The sequence below is a fragment of the Streptomyces thermocarboxydus genome (assembly GCF_024760485.1).
GTDB classification, from domain to species: domain Bacteria; phylum Actinomycetota; class Actinomycetes; order Streptomycetales; family Streptomycetaceae; genus Streptomyces; species Streptomyces cellulosae.
The window spans coordinates 1,429,439-1,448,015 of sequence record NZ_CP058273.1 but is presented as its reverse complement, the minus strand read 5'-3'; the positions used below and the strand labels follow the sequence as shown (position 1 = coordinate 1,448,015).

General features: G+C 73.2%; 16 protein-coding genes. 12 read left to right on the top strand and 4 right to left on the bottom strand.

The genetic code is table 11. From position 1 onward, the window contains the following. The first annotated feature begins 90 nt into the window (after positions 1 to 90). Positions 91 to 834, top strand: coding sequence for a tetratricopeptide repeat protein (locus AY578_RS06800; RefSeq protein WP_026243511.1), 744 nt, complete (start codon positions 91 to 93; stop codon positions 832 to 834). A gap of 87 nt (positions 835 to 921) precedes the next feature. Here the strand turns inward: AY578_RS06800 and AY578_RS06795 are convergent, their stop codons facing one another. Beyond that, positions 922 to 2,214 (bottom strand): DUF1015 domain-containing protein, encoded by a 1,293-nt coding sequence (locus AY578_RS06795; RefSeq protein WP_258902172.1) that lies wholly within the window; start codon positions 2,212 to 2,214, stop codon positions 922 to 924. Positions 2,215 to 2,286: 72 nt separating this feature from the next. Here AY578_RS06795 and AY578_RS06790 point away from each other — a divergent pair, with 72 nt between their 5' ends. From AY578_RS06790 to AY578_RS06775, 4 genes are read left to right on the top strand one after another with little or no spacing between them, the layout of a single operon-like run. Then, complete coding sequence (locus AY578_RS06790; protein ID WP_258902171.1) at positions 2,287 to 3,315, top strand: HAD hydrolase-like protein; 1,029 nt, start codon at positions 2,287 to 2,289, stop codon at positions 3,313 to 3,315. A gap of 55 nt (positions 3,316 to 3,370) precedes the next feature. Further along, the gene (locus tag AY578_RS06785; protein ID WP_161108352.1) at positions 3,371 to 4,414 is read left to right on the top strand and encodes a FecCD family ABC transporter permease; all 1,044 of its coding nucleotides are present in this window, start codon (positions 3,371 to 3,373) and stop codon (positions 4,412 to 4,414) included. Continuing rightward, complete coding sequence (locus tag AY578_RS06780; protein WP_161108353.1) at positions 4,411 to 5,448, top strand: FecCD family ABC transporter permease; 1,038 nt, start codon at positions 4,411 to 4,413, stop codon at positions 5,446 to 5,448. Before AY578_RS06785 ends, AY578_RS06780 begins: the two co-directional genes overlap by 4 nt. Further along, positions 5,445 to 6,296 carry an ABC transporter ATP-binding protein gene (locus AY578_RS06775; RefSeq protein ID WP_086020112.1) on the top strand — a complete coding sequence of 284 codons (852 nt, stop codon included), beginning with the start codon at positions 5,445 to 5,447 and terminating at the stop codon, positions 6,294 to 6,296. The genes AY578_RS06780 and AY578_RS06775 overlap by 4 nt, the downstream gene beginning before the upstream one ends. Before the next feature lie 4 nt (positions 6,297 to 6,300). Here AY578_RS06775 and AY578_RS06770 read toward each other — a convergent pair whose 3' ends face one another. Beyond that, positions 6,301 to 6,648, bottom strand: coding sequence for a sterol-binding protein (locus AY578_RS06770; protein WP_019522829.1), 348 nt, complete (start codon positions 6,646 to 6,648; stop codon positions 6,301 to 6,303). A 42-nt stretch (positions 6,649 to 6,690) separates the two neighbouring features. Between AY578_RS06770 and AY578_RS06765 the strand changes: the two genes are divergently transcribed. From AY578_RS06765 to AY578_RS06745, 5 genes are all read left to right on the top strand, one after another. Beyond that, the gene (locus AY578_RS06765) at positions 6,691 to 7,047 is read left to right on the top strand and encodes a hypothetical protein (RefSeq protein WP_019522828.1); all 357 of its coding nucleotides are present in this window, start codon (positions 6,691 to 6,693) and stop codon (positions 7,045 to 7,047) included. A 7-nt stretch (positions 7,048 to 7,054) separates the two neighbouring features. After that, positions 7,055 to 7,870 carry a TlyA family RNA methyltransferase gene (locus AY578_RS06760; protein WP_019522827.1) on the top strand — a complete coding sequence of 272 codons (816 nt, stop codon included), beginning with the start codon at positions 7,055 to 7,057 and terminating at the stop codon, positions 7,868 to 7,870. Beyond that, positions 7,867 to 8,772 (top strand): NAD kinase, encoded by a 906-nt coding sequence (locus tag AY578_RS06755; protein ID WP_026243509.1) that lies wholly within the window; start codon positions 7,867 to 7,869, stop codon positions 8,770 to 8,772. Before AY578_RS06760 ends, AY578_RS06755 begins: the two co-directional genes overlap by 4 nt. 167 nt (positions 8,773 to 8,939) lie before the next feature. Continuing rightward, positions 8,940 to 10,682: a DNA repair protein RecN gene (gene recN / locus AY578_RS06750; protein WP_215048310.1), complete on the top strand. Its 1,743-nt coding sequence runs from the start codon at positions 8,940 to 8,942 to the stop codon at positions 10,680 to 10,682. Positions 10,683 to 10,889: 207 nt separating this feature from the next. Beyond that, positions 10,890 to 12,029 (top strand): glycosyltransferase family 4 protein, encoded by a 1,140-nt coding sequence (locus AY578_RS06745; RefSeq protein WP_161108355.1) that lies wholly within the window; start codon positions 10,890 to 10,892, stop codon positions 12,027 to 12,029. Positions 12,030 to 12,050: 21 nt separating this feature from the next. Here the strand turns inward: AY578_RS06745 and AY578_RS06740 are convergent, their stop codons facing one another. Both AY578_RS06740 and AY578_RS06735 read right to left on the bottom strand, forming a co-directional pair. Then, a complete protein-coding gene (locus AY578_RS06740; RefSeq protein WP_019522823.1) occupies positions 12,051 to 13,682 on the bottom strand; it encodes a PucR family transcriptional regulator in 1,632 nt (543 codons plus the stop codon). Positions 13,683 to 13,790: 108 nt separating this feature from the next. Beyond that, entirely contained in the window at positions 13,791 to 15,593 is a 1,803-nt protein-coding gene (locus AY578_RS06735; protein ID WP_215187726.1) for a glycoside hydrolase family 15 protein, read from the bottom strand. 462 nt (positions 15,594 to 16,055) lie between these two features. Here AY578_RS06735 and AY578_RS06730 point away from each other — a divergent pair, with 462 nt between their 5' ends. Then, on the top strand, positions 16,056 to 17,705 hold the full coding sequence (locus AY578_RS06730; RefSeq protein ID WP_019522821.1) for a CTP synthase: 1,650 nt from the start codon (positions 16,056 to 16,058) through the stop codon (positions 17,703 to 17,705). 107 nt (positions 17,706 to 17,812) lie between these two features. Beyond that, positions 17,813 to 18,439 (top strand): NUDIX domain-containing protein, encoded by a 627-nt coding sequence (locus AY578_RS06725; RefSeq protein ID WP_189902441.1) that lies wholly within the window; start codon positions 17,813 to 17,815, stop codon positions 18,437 to 18,439. Positions 18,440 to 18,577 lie beyond the last annotated feature (138 nt).

Below are 18,577 nucleotides of genomic sequence, written 5' to 3'. Positions count from 1 at the left end.
CGCCCCGGCGGCTACCGCGGGCGCGACGACCGCCAGGGCGGCGGCCGGTTCCGTGACGAGCGGGACCGTGACCGCGAGCCCGTCAAGCGGCTGCCGATCCCCGAGGACGTCACCGGGGAGGAGATCGACAAGGACGTCAAGCAGGAGCTGCAGAGCCTGCCCAAGACGCTCGCCGAGGACGTCGCCAAGAACCTGGTGATGGTCGCCCGGCTCATCGACGAGGATCCCGAGCGCGCCTACGCCTACTCGCGTATCGCCCTGCGGCTCGCCTCGCGCGTCGCCGCCGTGCGGGAGGCCGCCGGGTTCGCCGCGTACGCGACGCAGAAGTACGCGGAGGCCCTCGCCGAGTTCCGTGCCGCGCGGCGGATGACCGGGACCGTGGAGCTGTGGCCGCTGATGGCGGACTGCGAGCGCGGGCTCGGCCGGCCGGAGAAGGCGCTGGACATGGCAGGCGCCCCCGAGGTGCAGAAGCTGGACAAGGCCGGTCAGGTCGAGATGCGGCTCGTCGCGGCCGGCGCCCGGCGTGACATGGGCCAGCTGGACGCGGCCATCGTCACCCTGCAGAGCTCCGAGCTGGCGTCGAACTCCGTGCAGCCGTGGACCGCTCGTCTGCGGTACGCGTACGCCGACGCGCTGCTCGCCGCCGGCCGTGAGGGCGAGGCGCGCGAGTGGTTCGCCAAGGCCGTCGAGGCCGACCGCGACGGCAGCACCGACGCCTCCGACCGGCTCGCCGAGCTGGACGGCGTGGAGTTCATGGACGCCCTCGTCGAGGACGAGGACCAGGACGGCGCCGACCGCGACGAGCAGGGCGCGCAGGACGACGACAAGGACTGACGTCCTCGCCGCACCACGCACATGACATGAAAGGGGCGGGCCCCGGCCATCAGCCGGGGCCCGCCCCTTTCATGTGTCCGGACCGTCTCAGATGTCCAGCGCGCGCAGCACCAGTCCCGACGCCGGCTTCGGGCCGAACGACGTCGACTTGCGGGGCATCGTCACTCCCTGCCGGGCGAGGTCGCGCACCACGTCCTCGTGCACCGGGTGCATCAGCACCGCCGTACCGCCGTCGCGGTGGGCCTTGTCCACCGTGGCCGCCGTGTCGTGGATGTACGCGATGTGGGCGGAGTCGTCGGGGACGCGCCAGACGTGGTCGAGGAGCGTGGCGTGCAGCACTGTCGCGTCCAGGGTGCGCCAGGCCTCCGGGCGGTCCGCCGGCACCGTGCGGTCGAGGAGCGCGGGGTCGGGCCGGTCGACGAGGTGGAAGGCGCGGTCGTCCCCGGTGAGGAGGAACGCGTTGCCCTGCTCCGCCGCCTCGGCCAGCGCGTCCATCGCCTGAGTCAGCGGCATGTCCAGACGGCGGACGCGGAAGGAGCCGTCCAGCGCCTTCAGTGCCTTGGCGACCGGCAGGCCGTGCAGCAGGCGGTGGATGGCGCGGACCCGCAGCGGATAGCGGGCCGTGTCGACGAGCAGGACCAGGCCGTGGTCCCAGGGGCTGGGGGAGGGGTGCTCCGCGCGCAGCCGGAGGTAGGTCGCCCAGCGGTGGTGGCCGTCGGCGATCAGGGCCTGGTGGGCGGAGAGTTCGCCGCGGATCACCGCCAGGTCGGCCGGGTCGGTGAGCGACCAGAGGCGGTGGTGGACGCCGTCCTCCGTGGTGGTCGACAGGAGCGGCGGCTGTGCGGCCGTGCGCTCGATCAGACCGGCCGTGCCCGCCGTCGTGCCGTCGCCCCGGTAGGTGAGGAGCAGCGGCTCCAGGTTGGCGCTGGTGGCGCGCATGAGGTCCGCGCGGTCCGCGACGACGTGCGGCATGACGTCCTCGTGCGGCAGCACCAGCCGCTCCTCCGGTTCGGAGACGCGCACCGTGCCGATCACGCCCCGCTGCACCAGGCCGTCGCCGTCGCGCTGCTCGTAGACGTACAGGCCGGGTTCCGGGTCGGGGGTGAGGACGCCCTCGGCGCGCCAGCGGCGGAGCGTCTCGGCGGCCTGGGCGTTGCGCTCCGCGGGCGTGCCCGCCTCGGGCAGGATCAGGCGGACGATGTTGTACGGGTCGGCGGACTGGAGATGGTGCAGGCCGTCGGGGCGGACCACGACGTCGTAGGGCGGGGATGTCACGGCGGCCAGGCTGCCGACCCGGTCCGGGTCGTACCGGAGGCCTCGGAACGGGGTGAGTTCCAGCCCTCGGGGCGCCGTTGCCGTCGAGTGACCTGCAGAGTTCATCCCGGCATCGTACGGGTGTCGGTCCCATGGGGGATGATCGGGGGAAAGCCGTCGAACGAGGAGCGATGCGGAATGAGCCGGAGCGTCAGGACGAGGCCCGAGGGCAGTGGGCAGGCCCTGAGCGAGGCGTACGACACGGCGCTGCTCGACCTCGACGGAGTGGTGTACGCGGGCGGTGAGGCCATCGACCACGCGGTGCCCTCCCTCGCCGCGGCGCGCGACGGCGGGATGCGTCTCGCCTACGTCACCAACAACGCGCTGCGCACGCCCGACGCCGTCGCCGCGCACCTGACCGAGCTGGGCATACCGGCCCAGGCCGGTGACGTCATCACCTCCGCGCAGGCGGTGGCGCGGCTCATCGCCGATCAGGTGCCGCAGGGCTCCCGGGTGCTCGTCGTGGGCGGCGAGGGCCTGCGGGTGGCGCTGCGCGAGCGCGGTCTCGTACCGGTGGAGTCGGCGGACGACGATCCGGCGGCGGTCGTGCAGGGGTACGGCGGTCCGGAGCTGCCGTGGGGCCGTTTCGCCGAGGCGTCCTACGCGGTGGCGCGCGGGGTGCCGTGGTTCGCGTCCAACACCGACCTGACGATCCCCAGCGGCCGGGGCATCGCGCCCGGCAACGGCGCGGCGGTGGAGGTCGTGCGGATCGCCACCGGCGCCGAACCGCAGGTGGCGGGCAAGCCGCTGCCGCCGATGCACCGCGAGACGATCCTGCGCACGGGTGCCGAGCGGCCGCTGGTGGTGGGGGACCGGCTGGACACGGACATCGAGGGCGCGTTCAACGGCGGGGTGGACTCGCTGCTGGTGCTCACCGGGGTGACCGACGGCGCCCAGCTGCTCTCGGCGCCGCCGCACCACCGGCCGACGTACGTGGACGCCGACCTGCGGGGGCTGCTCACCGGGCAGCCCGAGGTCGTCGAGGAGGGTGGCGCCTTCCGGTGCGGCGGGTGGACCGCGAGGGCCGGCGCCGGGCGGCTGGAACTCGACGGCGACGGCGCGCCGCTGGACGGGCTGCGGGCTCTGTGCGCGGCGGCCTGGACGGCGGCCGGTGAGGAGGCGTGCGGGCTGGACGCGGAGAAGGCGCTGGCCAGGCTGGGACTCTGACGGTCCGCCGGGAACCGGATCGTGATCGATTTGGAGGATAGGCTAACCTAACCGGGTGTTGGTCGAGAGTCCCCCCGAACATCGCGCGGAGACCGGCTCCGCGCTCCCCGGCCGCCGGGCGATACGCGCGGCCGGTCTGCTCGTGTCCCTCGCGGTCCTGGTGCTCGTCGCGCTGGCGAGCATCGCGGTCGGCGCGAAGGAGCTGTCCCTGGGGCAGGTGTGGCACGGGCTGTTCGACGCGTCGGGCACCTACGCCGACACCGTGGTGTCCGACCGGCTCTCCCGCACCCTGCTGGGTCTGCTCGCCGGCGCCGCCCTCGGCCTGGCCGGGGCCGTGCTGCAGGCGCTCACCCGAAACCCGCTGGCGGACCCGGGACTCCTCGGCCTGAACGCGGGCGCCTCCGCCGCGGTCGTCACCGCCATCACCTTCTTCGGCGTCACCTCCTTGTCCGGGTATGTGTGGTTCGCGTTCTTCGGGGCGGCCGCCGTCGGCGCGATCGTGTGGTTCCTCGGCGGACGCCGGGGCGCCACCCCCGTACGGCTGGTGCTCGCCGGCACGGCCATCAGCGCCGCGCTCTACGGCTACCTCCAGGCCGTGATGATCCTCGACGACGCCGCCCTCGGCCGGATGCGCTTCTGGACGGTCGGCTCGCTCGGCTCCGGCAGCGACGAGGCCGTCATGCAGGTCGTGCCGTTCCTGGTCGTCGGCAGCGTGCTCGCGCTGCTGCTCGCGCGGCCGCTGAACGCCATGGCCATGGGTGACGACACCGCCAAGTCGCTCGGCGCCGACCTCAACCGCACCCGCGCGCTGTCGATGCTCGTCGCGACGATGCTGAGCGGCGCCGCCACCGCAGCGTGCGGTCCGATCGTCTTCGTCGGCCTGATGGTGCCGCACGTGGTGCGCTCCTTCACCGGACCCGACCAGCGCTGGATCCTGCCGTACGCGGCGGTCCTGTCGCCGGTGCTGCTGCTCGGCGCGGACGTGCTCGGCCGCGTCGTGGCACGGCCCGCCGAACTCCAGGTGGGCATCGTCACCGCGATCATCGGCGGCCCGGTGTTCATTCTTCTCGTACGACGGCGGAGGACGGCCCAGCTGTGAAGACCACCCGTGCGGTGCGCATCCCGGGCGGCCTCTCGGTCCGGCTGGACGTGCGCGCCCTCACCGTCGTCCTGCTGCTGATGCTGCTGGCCCTCGGGGCGAGCGTGCTGCTCATCGGCACCGGCGACTTCCCGATGTCCGCCTCCGACGTGCTGACCACCCTCGTCGGACAGGGCAACGAGGGGCAGGAGTTCATCGTCACCGAGCTGCGGCTGCCGCGGGTGCTGGTCGGCCTGCTGGTCGGCGCCTCCCTCGGGATCGGCGGCGCCCTCTTCCAGACGATCTCCCGCAACCCGCTCGGCAGCCCCGACATCCTGGGCCTCGGCCAGGGCGCCACCGCCGGCGCGCTCACCGTCATCGTGCTGTTCTCCGGCACCGCCAACCAGGTCGCCCTCGGCGCGCTCGCCGGCGGCCTGCTCACCGGCACCGCCATCTACGTCCTCGCCTGGAAGCGGGGCGTGCACGGTTACCGGCTGGTGCTGGTCGGCATCGGCGTCTCCGCCGTCGTCACCGCCGTCAACGGCTATCTGCTCACGAAGTCCGACATCGTCGACGCCGCCCGCGCGGTCGTCTGGATGACCGGGTCCCTCGACGGGCGCGACTGGGACCAGGTGTGGCCGCTGCTCGCGCTGTGCGCCGTCCTCGTCCCCGTCGTCCTCGCCAACTCCCGCGCCCTGCGCATGACGGAGATGGGCGACGACGTCTCGGGCGCCCTCGGCGTGCGCGTCGAGCGGCTGCGGCTGGTGCTGATGCTGTCCGCCGTCCTGCTCACCGCGTCCGCGACCGCCGCCGCCGGACCCGTCAGCTTCGTCGCGCTCACCGCGCCGCAGCTCGCCCGGCGCCTCACCCGGTCGCCCGGACCGAACCTGGTCGCCTCGATGTGGATGGGGGCCGCCCTGCTGGTCCTCGCCGACGTCCTCTCCCAGCGGGCGTTCGGCGCCGAGCAGCTGCCGGTGGGCGTGGTCACCGGTGTCGTCGGCGGCGTCTACCTGCTGTGGCTGCTGGTCACCGAGCGCAGGGCCGGCCGGATATGAGCGGCGCCGAGAACACGAACACCCGAAGGAGCACCGTGAACCGTCTCTCCGCCGAGAACGTCACCCTGGCCTACGACCAGCGGGTCATCGCCGAACAGCTGTCGGTGGAGATCCCGGACCACTCCTTCACCGTCGTCGTCGGCCCCAACGCCTGCGGCAAGTCCACCCTGCTGCGCGCCCTGTCCCGCATGCTCAAGCCGAGCGCGGGCCGCGTGCTGCTCGACGGGCAGGCCATCCACTCCCTGCCCGCCAAGAAGGTCGCCCGCACCCTCGGCCTGCTGCCCCAGTCGTCCATCGCGCCCGACGGCATCACCGTCGGCGACCTCGTCGCGCGCGGCCGCTACCCGCACCAGAGCCTGCTGCGCCAGTGGTCCCCCGAGGACGAGCGGGTCGTGCGGGAGTCGATGGCCCGCACCGGCGTCGCCGACCTCGCCGAGCGCTACGTCGACGAGCTGTCCGGAGGGCAGCGGCAGCGCGTGTGGATCGCCATGGCGCTGGCCCAGGAGACGCCGCTGCTGCTGCTCGACGAGCCGACCACCTACCTGGACATCCAGCACCAGATCGACGTGCTCGACCTCTGCGCCGACCTGCACGAGGAGCAGGGCCGCACCCTCGTCGCCGTCCTCCACGACCTCAACCACGCCGCCCGCTACGCCACCCACCTCGTCGCCCTGCGCGAGGGCCGGGTCGTCGCCCAGGGCGCGCCCAAGGACATCGTCACCGCCGAGCTGGTGGAGGAGGTGTTCGGGCTGCGCTGCCAGATCATCGACGACCCCGAGACGGGCACCCCGCTGGTGGTGCCGGCGGCACGGGCGTCCCGGACCAGGGCGGAGACCGCGAAGGTCTGAGGCGCTACAGCAGCTTCCGCAGCTGGAACAGATCGCGCAGGCCCGCCTCCAGCCGCACCCGCCCCGAGGCCCACGCCCGCGCGAAGTGCAGACCCCCGTCGACCAGGGCCACCAGGTCGTCACCCGTCATGGCGAGCCGTATCTGCGCCTTCTCGCGCGGCGGCCCCGGAAAGGTCTCCCGCACCTCGATCCGGCCGCCGGTGAGGCGGCCCGCGAAGGTCACGTCCAGGTCCGTGACGTGGCAGCTGACCGACCGCTCCATCGACGCCGCGGCGCGGACGTCGCCCTCGGCGTCGCCCATGCTGTCCGAAAGCTTGTCGAGTGCCGCACGGCACTCCTCGATCGTGGCCATCGCGCACGACGGTACCCCAGCCGTTCGCGGTAGCGTCGGGGCATGAACGACGCAGTGCCGCAGGCGGCGGACACGGAGCCGGACCCCGGGGCCCCGCAGGACGGGCCGCCGGGGCGGGCCGCGCCGCAGCCGCCGTACGACGACGGGCCCGCCGGACCCGCACCGCTGGGCGTGCCGCGCACCCCGACCGGGAACGCCGAGGTCGACGCCCATGTGGAGCGGCTGGCCGACGCCGACCACCTCACCACCGACGGCCACCTCGAGGTGTACGAGGATGTACACCGGGGGCTGCGCGACGCGCTCACCGCGCTCGACGCCCGCCCGGGTCCCTCACCCGCCGCCCCGCACCGGGGCACACCGGGGCACCCGTCCCAGTCGGCACACGTACACAGGAGCTGAACCGAACGTGGCAGGAGTCGCACGCCGCCGTCTCGACGCGGAGCTGGTCCGCCGCAAGCTGGCGCGCTCGCGCGAGCACGCCAGCCAGCTGATCGCCGCCGGGCGGGTCAGCGTGGGCAGGACGGTGGCGACCAAGCCCGCCACCCAGGTGGAGACCGCGGCCCCGATCGTGGTCGCCGAGGACGCCGGCGACCCCGACTACGTCTCGCGCGGGGGTCACAAACTGGCCGGGGCGCTGGACGCCTTCGTGCCGCAGGGGCTGGTCGTGAAGGGCCGCCGCGCGCTCGACGCGGGCGCCTCCACCGGCGGTTTCACCGACGTGCTGCTGCGGGCGGGCGCCGCCCACGTGGTCGCGGTGGACGTCGGATACGGACAACTCGCGTGGTCTCTCCGGCAGGATGAACGCGTGACCGTCAAAGACCGTACGAACGTACGGGAGTTGACGCTCGAGGTCATCGATGGGGAGCCTGTGGATCTTGTCGTGGGGGATCTGTCCTTCATCCCGCTCGGACTGGTGCTGCCCGCTCTGAAGCGGTGCGTGACGCCGGACGCCGATCTGGTGATGATGGTCAAACCGCAGTTCGAGGTGGGCAAGGAGCGGCTGGGCAGCGGCGGTGTCGTACGCAGCCCGCAGCTGCGCGCCGAGGCCGTCCGGGGGGTGGCCGCCAAGGCCTGGGAGCTGGGGCTCGGGGCGAAGGGCGTGACGGCGAGCCCGCTGCCGGGGCCCTCCGGGAACGTCGAATACTTCCTGTGGCTGCGGGCCGGGGCACCGGAACTGGACCCGGCCGACGTTGACCGTGCTGTGGCGGAGGGGCCGCGTTGACACAGAACCGTGCTCGTACTGTTTTCCTGCTGGCCCACACGGGACGGGCCGCGGCCATCCGCAGCGCCGAACTCGTGGTCAAGGGCCTGCTGCGCTCGGGACTCGGGGTGCGGGTGCTGGAGGAGGAGGCCCGCGACCTGCCGCTCCCGGACGACGTGGAGACGGTCAAGGAGGCCACCCCGCAGTGCCTGGACGACTGCGAGCTGCTGATCGTCCTCGGCGGTGACGGCACGCTGCTGCGCGGCGCCGAGTTCGCCCGCGCCTCCGGGGTGCCGATGCTCGGCGTCAACCTCGGCAGCGTGGGGTTCCTCGCCGAGGCCGAGCGGGACGACCTGGAGAAGGTCGTCGACCGCGTGGTGAGCCGGTCGTACGAGGTCGAGGAGCGGATGACCGTCGATGTGGTGGTGCACCGCAACGGCGACATCGTGCACACCGACTGGGCGCTGAACGAGGCGGCCGTGCAGAAGGTGTCCGCCGAGCGGATGCTGGAGGTCGTCCTGGAGATCGACGGCCGTCCGGTGACCGGGTTCGGCTGCGACGGCATCGTGTGCGCGACGCCGACCGGGTCCACCGCGTACGCGTTCTCCGCGGGCGGGCCCGTGGTGTGGCCGGAGGTGGAGGCGCTGCTGATGGTGCCGATCAGCGCGCACGCGTTGTTCGCGAAGCCGTTGGTGACGTCTCCGAACTCCGTTCTGGCGGTGGAGGTGCTGCCGCACGTGCCGCCGGGTGTGCTGTGGTGCGACGGGCGGCGGACCGTCGAGCTGCCGGCGGGGGCCCGGGTGGAGGTGCGAAGGGGGGCGGTGCCGGTGCGGTTGGCTCGACTGCATCACGCTTCGTTCACCGACCGGCTCGTTGCGAAGTTCGCGTTGCCCGTGTCGGGATGGCGAGGGGCGCCGCACTAGCGGTCCCGGTGAGGTGGTCGCCCGAGCGTGGGCGGCTGAGGGTGGATCGTGGCTTGTCGCGCCCACGCGGCGGAGCCGCACATCGGTACAGCTCCGTGCTCCTTCGGGGTGTCCACTCGCGTGGGTGACAAGGGTGGGGCAGTCGCACTTCGCCGTGTCGACCTCGTATGGTCGTGTCCGTGCTAGAGGAGATGCGGATACGGTCGCTCGGTGTCATCGACGACGCTGTGGTGGAGCTGTCGCCCGGCTTCACCGCCGTCACCGGTGAGACGGGTGCGGGCAAGACCATGGTGGTCACCAGCCTGGGCCTGCTGCTGGGCGGACGGGCGGATGCGGCCCTGGTGCGGATCGGCGCGCGCAACGCCGTGGTCGAGGGGCGGATCGCCGTGCCCGAGGGCTCGCCGGCCGTCGTGCGAGCCGAGGAGGCCGGGGCCGAGCTCGACGAGGGGACGCTGCTGGTCAGCCGTACCGTCTCGGCCGAGGGGCGGTCCCGGGCGCACCTGGGCGGGCGCAGCGTGCCCGTGGGGCTGCTCGCGGAGCTCGCCGACGACCTGGTGGCCGTGCACGGGCAGAGCGACCAGCAGGGCCTGATGAAGCTGTCCCGGCAGCGCCAGGCGCTCGACCGGTACGCCGGGTACGCGGTCGCCGTGCCGCTCGGCAAGTACGCGGAGGCCTACAAGCGGCTGCGGGCGGTCGCCGCGGAGCTGGAGGAGATCACCACCCGTGCGCGGGAGCGGGCCCAGGAGGCCGACATGCTCCGCTTCGGTCTTGAGGAGATCGCCGCCGTCGAGCCGCGCGCCGGTGAGGACACGGAACTGGCCGAGGAGGCCGAGCGGCTCGGGCACGCCGAGGCGCTCGCGTCAGCCGCCGCCGTCGCGCACGCCGCGCTGGCGGGCAACCCGGAGGACCCGGAGGGCGTGGACGCCGGGACGCTCGTCGCGGGCGCCCAGCGGGCCCTGGAGGCCGTACGGGCCCACGACCCGGCGCTGGCGGCGCTGACCGACCGAATCGGCGAGGTCGGCATCCTGCTGAGCGATGTCGCGGGTGAGCTGGCCGGTTACGCCGACGACCTGGACGCGGACCCGCTGCGGCTCGCGGCGGTCGAGGAGCGCCGGGCCGCGCTGAACGCGCTGACCCGCAAGTACGGCGAGGACGTCACCGAGGTGCTGGCCTGGGCGGAGCGCAGCGCCGCGCGCCTCACCGAACTGGAGGGCGACGACGAGCGGATCGGCGAGCTGACCGCCGAGCGTGATGCCCTCCGCGCCGAACTGGGCGCGCTCGCGCAGGAGTTGTCGGAGGCTCGGGCGGAGGCGGCGGAGCGGTTCGCGGCGGCCGTGACGGAGGAGCTGGCCTCCCTCGCCATGCCGCACGCGCGTGTGTCGTTCGACATCCGGCAGACCGAGGACCCCGACGGCGTCGAGGTGAACGGGCGCACGGTGGCGTACGGACCCTCGGGTGTGGACGAGGTCGAGCTGTTGCTCGCCCCGCACCCCGGGGCGCCGCCCCGGCCGATCGCCAAGGGCGCCTCCGGCGGTGAGCTGTCGCGCGTGATGCTGGCCGTGGAGGTCGTCTTCGCCGGGACCGACCCGGTGCCGACGTACCTCTTCGACGAGGTGGACGCCGGCGTCGGCGGCAAGGCGGCCGTGGAGATCGGACGGCGTCTGGCCCGGCTGGCGAAGAAGGCGCAGGTCGTCGTCGTCACGCACCTTCCGCAGGTGGCCGCGTTCGCCGACCGGCAGCTGCTGGTGGAGAAGACCGACGACGGTTCGGTCACCCGGTCCGGCGTGAAGGTGCTCGAAGGCGAGGACCGCGTACGGGAGTTGTCGCGGATGCTGGCGGGCCAGGAGGACTCCGAGACGGCGCGGGCCCACGCGGAGGAACTGCTGGCGGCCGCACGGGCGGACGCCTGACCCTGCCGGACGGGCACCTTCCGTCATCCGTACGGGTGATGTGCCCTCCGGTGTGGACCCAGGCGTACGCCCGCGCGTTTCCCGGAACCGCCGTGCGTGCTGGCATGCTTGACGGTGTACGCGGAGGACGCCGCGCGGGCCACCCCTCCGCGGGATCCTTCGGTACGTTCGTCGTGACCGTCCGACCCGAACCAGGAGCCCGGCCACGTGACCCCCGTGAGCAGCCACGCACCGCACGGCCAGTCGTCGCTGCGCACCGTGCAGGTGCTGGGCGGCGGCAACGCCGCCGGCGGCGCGCACGTACGCTCGCTGGCCGCCGGGCTCGTGGCACGGGGCGTGCGGGTCACGGTGTGCGCCCCCGAAGAGGCGGACCGCGCCTACGGCTTCACCGGCGTCGGCGCGGAGCACGTACCCGTGCCGCGCAGCAGCGACCCGGGGTCGGTGGCCGCCCTGCGCGCCGCCTGCTCGGGCGCCGACCTGGTGCACGCGCACGGTCTGCACGCCTCGTTCCGCACGTCCATGGCGCTCAGCGGACGCAGCACCCCGTTCGTCGTCACCTGGCACGACCGCGCGCACGCCGAAGGCCCCCGCGCCCACTTCCTGCGCGTGCTGGAGCGGCGGGTCGTACGCTCGGCCACCGTGGTCCTCGGCACGACTTCCCTCCTGGTGGACCGGGCCCGCCGCAGCGGGGCGCGTGACGCCCGGCTCGCCGCGGTCTCCCTGCCCGGGCCCCGCAGCGCGCCGGCGGCCGAGGAGGCCGAGCGGCGCACGCCGAAGGTGCGGGCCGAACTCGGCGCCGTGGACCGGCCGTTGATCGTCGCCGTCGGGTCGCTCGAGCGGCACCGCGGCCTCGACGTCCTGGTGGACGCCGCGCACGCCTGGCAGCGCCTCGACCCGGTGCCGCTCGTGGTGATCGCGGGGGAGGGTCCGCTCCACGGCGAACTGCGGCGCGCCGTCGACGCCCAGGACCTGCCGGTGCGGCTGCTCGGCCGCCGTGAGGACGCCTCCGACCTGCTCGCCGCGGCCGACGTGGCCGTGCTGCCCAGCCGCAGGGAGGAAGCGCGGTCGACGTTCGCGCAGGAGGCGCTGCACGCGCGCGTGCCGCTCGTGGCGACCCGGGTGGGCTCCGTCCCCGAACTCGTCGGCGACGCGGCGGAACTCGTGCCGCACGGCAACGCGCGGGCGCTCGCCGACGCCGTGACCCGGCTCCTGGAGGACCCCGGGCACCGGGAGACGCTGGTGCGGCGGGGTGTGCGGCAGGCCGCGACCTGGCCGACCGAGGACCAGACGGTCGCCCAGGTGCTCAGCGTCTACGACGAACTGACCCGGCCCCGGCCGCTGGTCTGACCTCCCGGTCCGCGGGCGCCGTCACGGCACGTGCCGCCGCGCCCGCAGCGCCAGACTCAGCGTCAGCACCGTCTGCGGGTCGTCGAGGTCGACGCCCAGCAACTCCTCGATGCGGGCGAGCCGGTTGTACAGCGTCTGCCGGTTGAGGTGCAGCTCCCGCGCGGTCTCCGCCTTGCGTCCGGCGTGCGCCAGATACGTCTCCAGGGTCGGCAGCAGCGCGGGCCGCGAACGGCGGTCGTGGTCCAGCACCGGGCCGATCGCCCGCCGCACGAAGTCCGCCAGGTCCGGATGGTCGCGCAGCCGCCACAGCAGCAGGTCGATGTCCAGCCGCCGGGCGTCGTACCAGGGCCGCTCGGGCAGTCCCTGCGCCGCCGTCGCGGTCTCCACCGCGTGCCGCAGCCCCGTCGGCACCGCCGCCCAGTCGCCGGCCGGCCCGACCACCACCACGGGCGGCCGTCCGCCCGGACGCAGCATGCCCGCCCGCTCCACCCCGGCGCGCAGCGCGGCCGCCACCCGGTCCGCGACGGACGGCCGGTCCGACTCCGCGCGCAGCGCCAGCAGCAGCGGCACCCGCCCCTCGACCGGCCGCACACCCAGCAGCACCGGCACGCCGAGGGAGGACAGCTCCTCGCCCACGGCGCGGGCCAGCACCGCCCACCCGCCGCCCTGCGGGGACAGCGTGTCGCCGAGCCGCATGACCACCGGCAGCAGCGGCCCCCCGCCCGGCTTGAAGCCCAGCACCCGGGCCTGCGCGGGCGCGTCCTCGGCGCTGATCCGGCCCTCGGCGAGGTCGGTGAGGAAGTCGCCCCGGCCGCGCGCCGCCAGCTCCTCCTCCTGACGGGCCTGCATCAGCACCAGGGCGAGGATGCCCGCCGCCCGCTCGGCCGCCATCCGGTGCACCGGCTCCGGCGCGCTGCGCACCGGCAGCAGCACCAGCCGCGCCCGCACCCCGCCGCTGCCGGGGCCTCCTCCGGGCACGTCCACCAGGACCGTGCCGCCCGGCGGGTCGTCGCGCTGCCGGTCGCGCAGCCCCTCCCACACCTGCAGCGGGTCCGCGCCCTCCGGTCCCTCCCCGGCCGCGTACAGCAGCTGGCCGTCGGTGGTCTCCAGGAACACGGGGTTGCCGGTGAACCCGGCGAGGATCTCCAGCACCTGCGGCACGCCACCGCCGCCGAGCAGCGCCTCGGTGCAGCGCCGGTGCACCTCCTCCGCGCGCTGGAGCAGCGCGTAGTGCCCGTTGACGATCTCTGTGTGGATCTCCTCGGTGACCGTGACGAACGGCACCTCACGGTGGAGCTGCACCAGCGGCAGCCCGGCCGCGCGGGCCGCGTCCACCAGGGCGGCGGGCAGCCGGCTGAAGCGCGGTCCCAGCTCGACCACCAGCGCCGCGATGCCCCGCTCGGCCAGGGTGCGCACGAACGCCCGCTGGTCGGCCGGGCGCGTGCCCAGCCCGTAGCCGGTGGTCAGCAGCAGCTCACCGCCCTTGAGCAGAGAGGCGATGTTGGGCACCTCGCCCGCGTGCACCCAGCGCACCGTGCGCCCCAGCCGCTCCGCGCAGGCGACGACCTCGGGAAGGCCGCTGCGCAGCCCGGGCAGCTCCAGGGCGCGCTGCACGGTGATGCCGGTGGGCGGGGGAGTGACGGCGGTGCTCATGCAGCGGACGGTACCCGGGGACGTGTCCCCGTCACACGTCCGGCCTGCACGGACACACCCGCGCCCCGCCTCCCGGGCCGGCCGGGAAGACGGGGCGCGATGCTCGCGTCAGCCCCCGTAGGCCCCCGACGCCGTCAGGCGCAGGGCCGTGTCGATGAGGGGGACGTGGCTGAACGCCTGGGGGAAGTTGCCGACCTGGCGCTGGAGGCGCGGGTCCCACTCCTCCGCCAGCAGACCGAGGTCGTTGCGCAGCGCCAGCAGCTTCTCGAACAGCTTCCGCGCCTCGTCCACGCGGCCGATCATGGCCAGGTCGTCGGCCATCCAGAACGAGCAGGCGAGAAACGCGCCCTCGTCGCCGGGCAGGCCGTCGACGCCCTCGTCCATGCCCTCGGTCGGGTAGCGCAGGATGAACCCGTCGGAGGTGGACAGCTCCCGCTGGATCGCCTCGACCGTGCCGATCACCCGCTTGTCGTCCGGCGGCAGGAAGCCCACCTGCGGGATCAGCAGCAGGGACGCGTCCAGCTCCTTGGAGCCGTAGGACTGGGTGAAGGTGTTGCGCTCCTTGTCGTAGCCCTTCTCGCACACGTCCCGGTGGATGTCGTCGCGGAGCTGCTTCCACTCCTCCAGCGGGCCGTCGGCGTCGCCGGACTCGATCAGCTTGATCGTGCGGTCGACGGCCACCCAGGCCATCACCTTGGAGTGCACGAAGTGGCGGCGCGGGCCGCGCACCTCCCAGATGCCCTCGTCCGGCTCCTGCCAGTGCTTCTCCAGGTAGCGGATCAGCTTCAGCTGGAGCAGCGAGGCGTAGTCGTTGCGCGCGAGGCCCGTCATGTGGGCCAGGTGCAGGGCCTCGGTGACCTCGCCGTACACGTCGAGCTGGAGCTGGTGGGCCGCGCCGTTGCCGACCCGGACCGGGGCGGAGGCCTCGTAGCCGGGCAGCCAGTCCAGCTCCGCCTCGCCGAGCTCGCGCTCGCCGGCGATGCCGTACATGATCTGCAGGTTCTCCGGGTCGCCGGCGACCGCGCGCAGCAGCCACTCGCGCCAGGCGCGGGCCTCCTCGCGGTAGCCGGTGCGCAGCAGCGAGGACAGGGTGATCGCCGCGTCACGCAGCCAGGTGTAGCGGTAGTCCCAGTTGCGGACGCCGCCGATGTCCTCGGGCAGCGAGGTGGTCGGCGCGGCGACGATGCCGCCGGTCGGGGCGTAGGTGAGGGCCTTCAGCGTGATCAGGGAGCGGATCACGGCCTCACGGTAGGGCCCGTGGTACGTACAGTGCTCCACCCACTCGCGCCAGAAGTCCTCGGTGGCCTCCAGGGACTGCTCCGGCTCGGGCAGCGCCGGGGGCTGCTTGTGCGAGGGCTCCCAGGAGATCGTGAACGCCACCCGCTCGCCGGGCGCCACGGTGAAGTCCGAGTACGTGGTCAGTTCCTCGCCGTAGGTGTCGGCGGTGGTGTCGAACCACACCGAGTCCGGTCCCGCCACGGCGATCGTACGGCCCTCGTGCCGGTGCACCCACGGCACCACCCGGCCGTAGGAGAAACGCATGCGCAGCGTCGAGCGCATGGGGACCCGGCCCGACACGCCCTCCACGATGCGGATCAGCTGGGGCGCGCCCTCGCGCGGCGGCATGAAGTCCGTCACGCGGACCGTGCCGCGAGGGGTGTCCCACTCGGATTCCAGGATCAGGGAGTCGCCCCGGTAGTGCCGCCGCGTCGCCGCGGGCGGCTCCGCGTCGTCGGCGTGCGCGGGGCCCAGCCGCCAGAAGCCGTGTTCCTCGGTTCCCAGCAGCCCGGCGAAGATGGCGTGCGAGTCGAAGCGCGGCAGGCACAGCCAGTCGACCGTGCCGTCCCGGCAGACCAGCGCCGCGGTCTGCATGTCTCCGATGAGTGCGTAGTCTTCGATGCGCCCGGCCACGTGCATCTCCAGTCGAACGGCCACGTCACCCCACGAGGGGGCTGTCGCTAGTGCGGTCAAGGGGGGTATTGCAATGCGTCGTTGAGCTGTGAAGCAAAGCAGCCGCTCCGCCGTGCATGCAAAGCGCCAATCTTCGCTCAACGAACTGACGAGCTCACGTTGTTCCGGAACTTACGGGCGGGGTGGTGCCGTTCGGCCGGCCGGGCTCGGCAGCGAGTGTCCGAGCAGGATACGACGCACGTAGATGATCTGTGTGCCGCTCGCGGCAACGCGGCTCCGCCGAACGAGTGAGCCCCGGGTGAGGGTCTCGTGTGTGCTACATGCTCCGTTGCCTCCCGTGCGCGGAGCGTGGCCGTGAGCCGTTCCCCCGAGGCGCTGATACGCTGGTAGCCCGTGGACCGGTGGGCGAGAAACCCCGGAACCGCACCCACAGACCGCGACCACGGGAGCCCCCTCTTGGCCATGCCGCCCAAATCTTCGACGACCAAGCACATCTTCGTCACCGGGGGTGTCGCCTCCTCTCTCGGCAAGGGTCTGACCGCCTCCAGCCTCGGCATGCTGCTCAAGGCCCGCGGTCTGCGCGTCGTGATGCAGAAGCTCGACCCGTACCTGAACGTCGACCCGGGCACGATGAACCCCTTCCAGCACGGTGAGGTGTTCGTCACCAACGACGGCGCCGAGACCGACCTGGACATCGGCCACTACGAGCGGTTCCTCGACCGCGACCTCGACGGCTCCGCGAACGTCACCACGGGCCAGGTCTACTCCACCGTGATCGCCAAGGAGCGGCGCGGCGAGTACCTGGGCGACACCGTCCAGGTCATCCCGCACATCACCAACGAGATCAAGCACCGCATCCGCCGCATGGCGACCGACGAGGTCGACGTCGTCATCACGGAGGTCGGCGGCACGGTCGGCGACATCGAGTCGCTGCCGTTCCTGGAGACCGTCCGCCAGGTGCGGCACGAGGTCGGCCGCGACAACGTGTTCGTGGTCCATATCTCCCTTCTTCCCTACATCGGCCCCTCCGGTGAGCTGAAGACCAAGCCGACCCAGCACTCGGTGGCGGCGCTGCGCAACATCGGCATCCAGCCCGACGCGATCGTGCTGCGCTGCGACCGCGAGGTCCCCACCGCCATCAAGCGGAAGATCTCGCTGATGTGCGACGTCGACGAGGCCGCCGTCGTCGCCTGCCCCGACGCCCGCTCGATCTACGACATCCCGAAGACCGTGCACGGCGAGGGCCTGGACGCCTACGTGGTCCGCAAGCTGGACCTGCCGTTCCGCGACGTCGACTGGACCACCTGGGACGACCTGCTGGACCGGGTGCACAACCCCGACCACGAGATCACCCTGGCCCTGGTCGGCAAGTACATCGACCTGCCGGACGCCTACCTCTCGGTGACCGAGGCGCTGCGCGCCGGCGGCTTCGCCAACAAGGCCCGCGTCAAGATCAAGTGGGTGACGTCCGACGACTGCAAGACCCCGGCCGGCGCCCAGGCGCAGCTCGGCGACGTCGACGGCATCTGCATCCCCGGCGGCTTCGGCGACCGCGGTGTGCTCGGCAAGGTCGGCGCGATCAAGTACGCCCGTGAGAACGGCATCCCGCTGCTCGGTCTGTGCCTGGGTCTGCAGTGCATCGTGATCGAGGCCGCGCGGAACCTGGCCGACATCTCCGACGCCAACTCCACCGAGTTCGACCCGGCCACCGCCCACCCGGTGATCTCCACCATGGCGGAGCAGCTCGACATCGTCGCCGGCGAGGGCGACATGGGCGGCACCATGCGGCTCGGCATGTACCCGGCCAAGCTGGCCGAGGGCTCCATCGTCCGCGAGGTCTACGACGGCAAGGAGTACGTCGAGGAGCGCCACCGGCACCGCTACGAGGTGAACAACGCCTACCGCGCGGAGCTGGAGAAGAAGGCGGGCCTGGTGTTCTCCGGCACCTCCCCCGACGGCAAGCTCGTCGAGTACGTCGAGTACCCGCGTGACGTGCACCCCTACCTGGTCGCCACGCAGGCGCACCCGGAGCTCCGGTCGCGTCCGACCCGTCCGCACCCGCTCTTCGCCGGGCTGGTGAAGGCCGCGGTCGAGCGGAAGATCTCGCAGTAGCACGCCCAGTTGTACGGTTGCCGGGGTGCGAACCTTCAACGGTTCGCGCCCCGGCCGCCTTTTCGCAGGCAGGACGGGTACCACCGGATCGGTTCGGAAGGACAGGCATGACGATCAAGGACACCCCGGAGGAGTGGGAGATCCGCGGGACGCAGACCCCCTTCGTCGGCAAGAAGACCTCCGTGCGCACCGACGAGGTCGTCATGCCGGGGGGCGCCGTGGTCAACCGCGACTACCAGGTCCACCCGGGCTCCGTGGCCGTCCTCGCCCTCGACGACGCGGACCGGGCCGTGGTGCTGCGCCAGTACCGGCACCCCGTGCGCCAGAAGCTGTGGGAGATCCCGGCCGGCCTGCTCGACGTGCCCGGTGAGAACCCGCTGCACGCCGCCCAGCGCGAGCTGTACGAGGAGGCCCACGTCAAGGCGGAGGACTGGCGGGTGCTGGCCGACGTCTACACCACCCCCGGCGGCTGCGACGAGGCCGTGCGGATCTTCCTGGCGCGCGGGCTGTCCGAGGCCGAGGGCGACCGGTTCGCGGTGGAGGACGAGGAGGCCGACATGGAGCTGGCCCGGGTTCCCGTCGACGAGCTGGTGCGCGGGGTGCTCGCCGGTGACCTGCACAACAACTGCCTGGTGGTGGGCGTGCTCTCGCTGGTCGCCGCCCGCTCCGGCGACGGCCTGGACGCGCTCCGCCCGGCGGAGGCGCCGTGGCCGGCCCGGCCGTTCGAGGCCTGAGCCGTACGGCGTACGACCCCGCCGTCGAGGGCGTGAATCCTACGATCTGTTGATCCGATCGAGGGAGTCTCGCCCACCGCGCCGCGCTCCTCACGGAACGTCGCAGAGCGTGAACTAGGCTCTGGAAAACGCCCGTAC

Excerpts from the sequence above, each read along its gene's own strand:
- AY578_RS06795 (WP_258902172.1), bottom strand. The coding sequence starts at position 2,214 with ATGAACTCTGCAGGTCACTCGACGGCAACGGCGCCCCGAGGGCTGGAA.
- AY578_RS06790 (WP_258902171.1), top strand. The coding sequence starts at position 2,287 with ATGAGCCGGAGCGTCAGGACGAGGCCCGAGGGCAGTGGGCAGGCCCTG.
- AY578_RS06775 (WP_086020112.1), top strand. The coding sequence starts at position 5,445 with ATGAGCGGCGCCGAGAACACGAACACCCGAAGGAGCACCGTGAACCGT.
- AY578_RS06770 (WP_019522829.1), bottom strand. The coding sequence starts at position 6,648 with ATGGCCACGATCGAGGAGTGCCGTGCGGCACTCGACAAGCTTTCGGAC.
- AY578_RS06765 (WP_019522828.1), top strand. The coding sequence starts at position 6,691 with ATGAACGACGCAGTGCCGCAGGCGGCGGACACGGAGCCGGACCCCGGG.
- recN (WP_215048310.1), top strand. The coding sequence starts at position 8,940 with ATGGTCGTGTCCGTGCTAGAGGAGATGCGGATACGGTCGCTCGGTGTC.
- AY578_RS06740 (WP_019522823.1), bottom strand. The coding sequence starts at position 13,682 with ATGAGCACCGCCGTCACTCCCCCGCCCACCGGCATCACCGTGCAGCGC.
- AY578_RS06730 (WP_019522821.1), top strand. The coding sequence starts at position 16,056 with ATGCCGCCCAAATCTTCGACGACCAAGCACATCTTCGTCACCGGGGGT.
- AY578_RS06725 (WP_189902441.1), top strand. The coding sequence starts at position 17,813 with ATGACGATCAAGGACACCCCGGAGGAGTGGGAGATCCGCGGGACGCAG.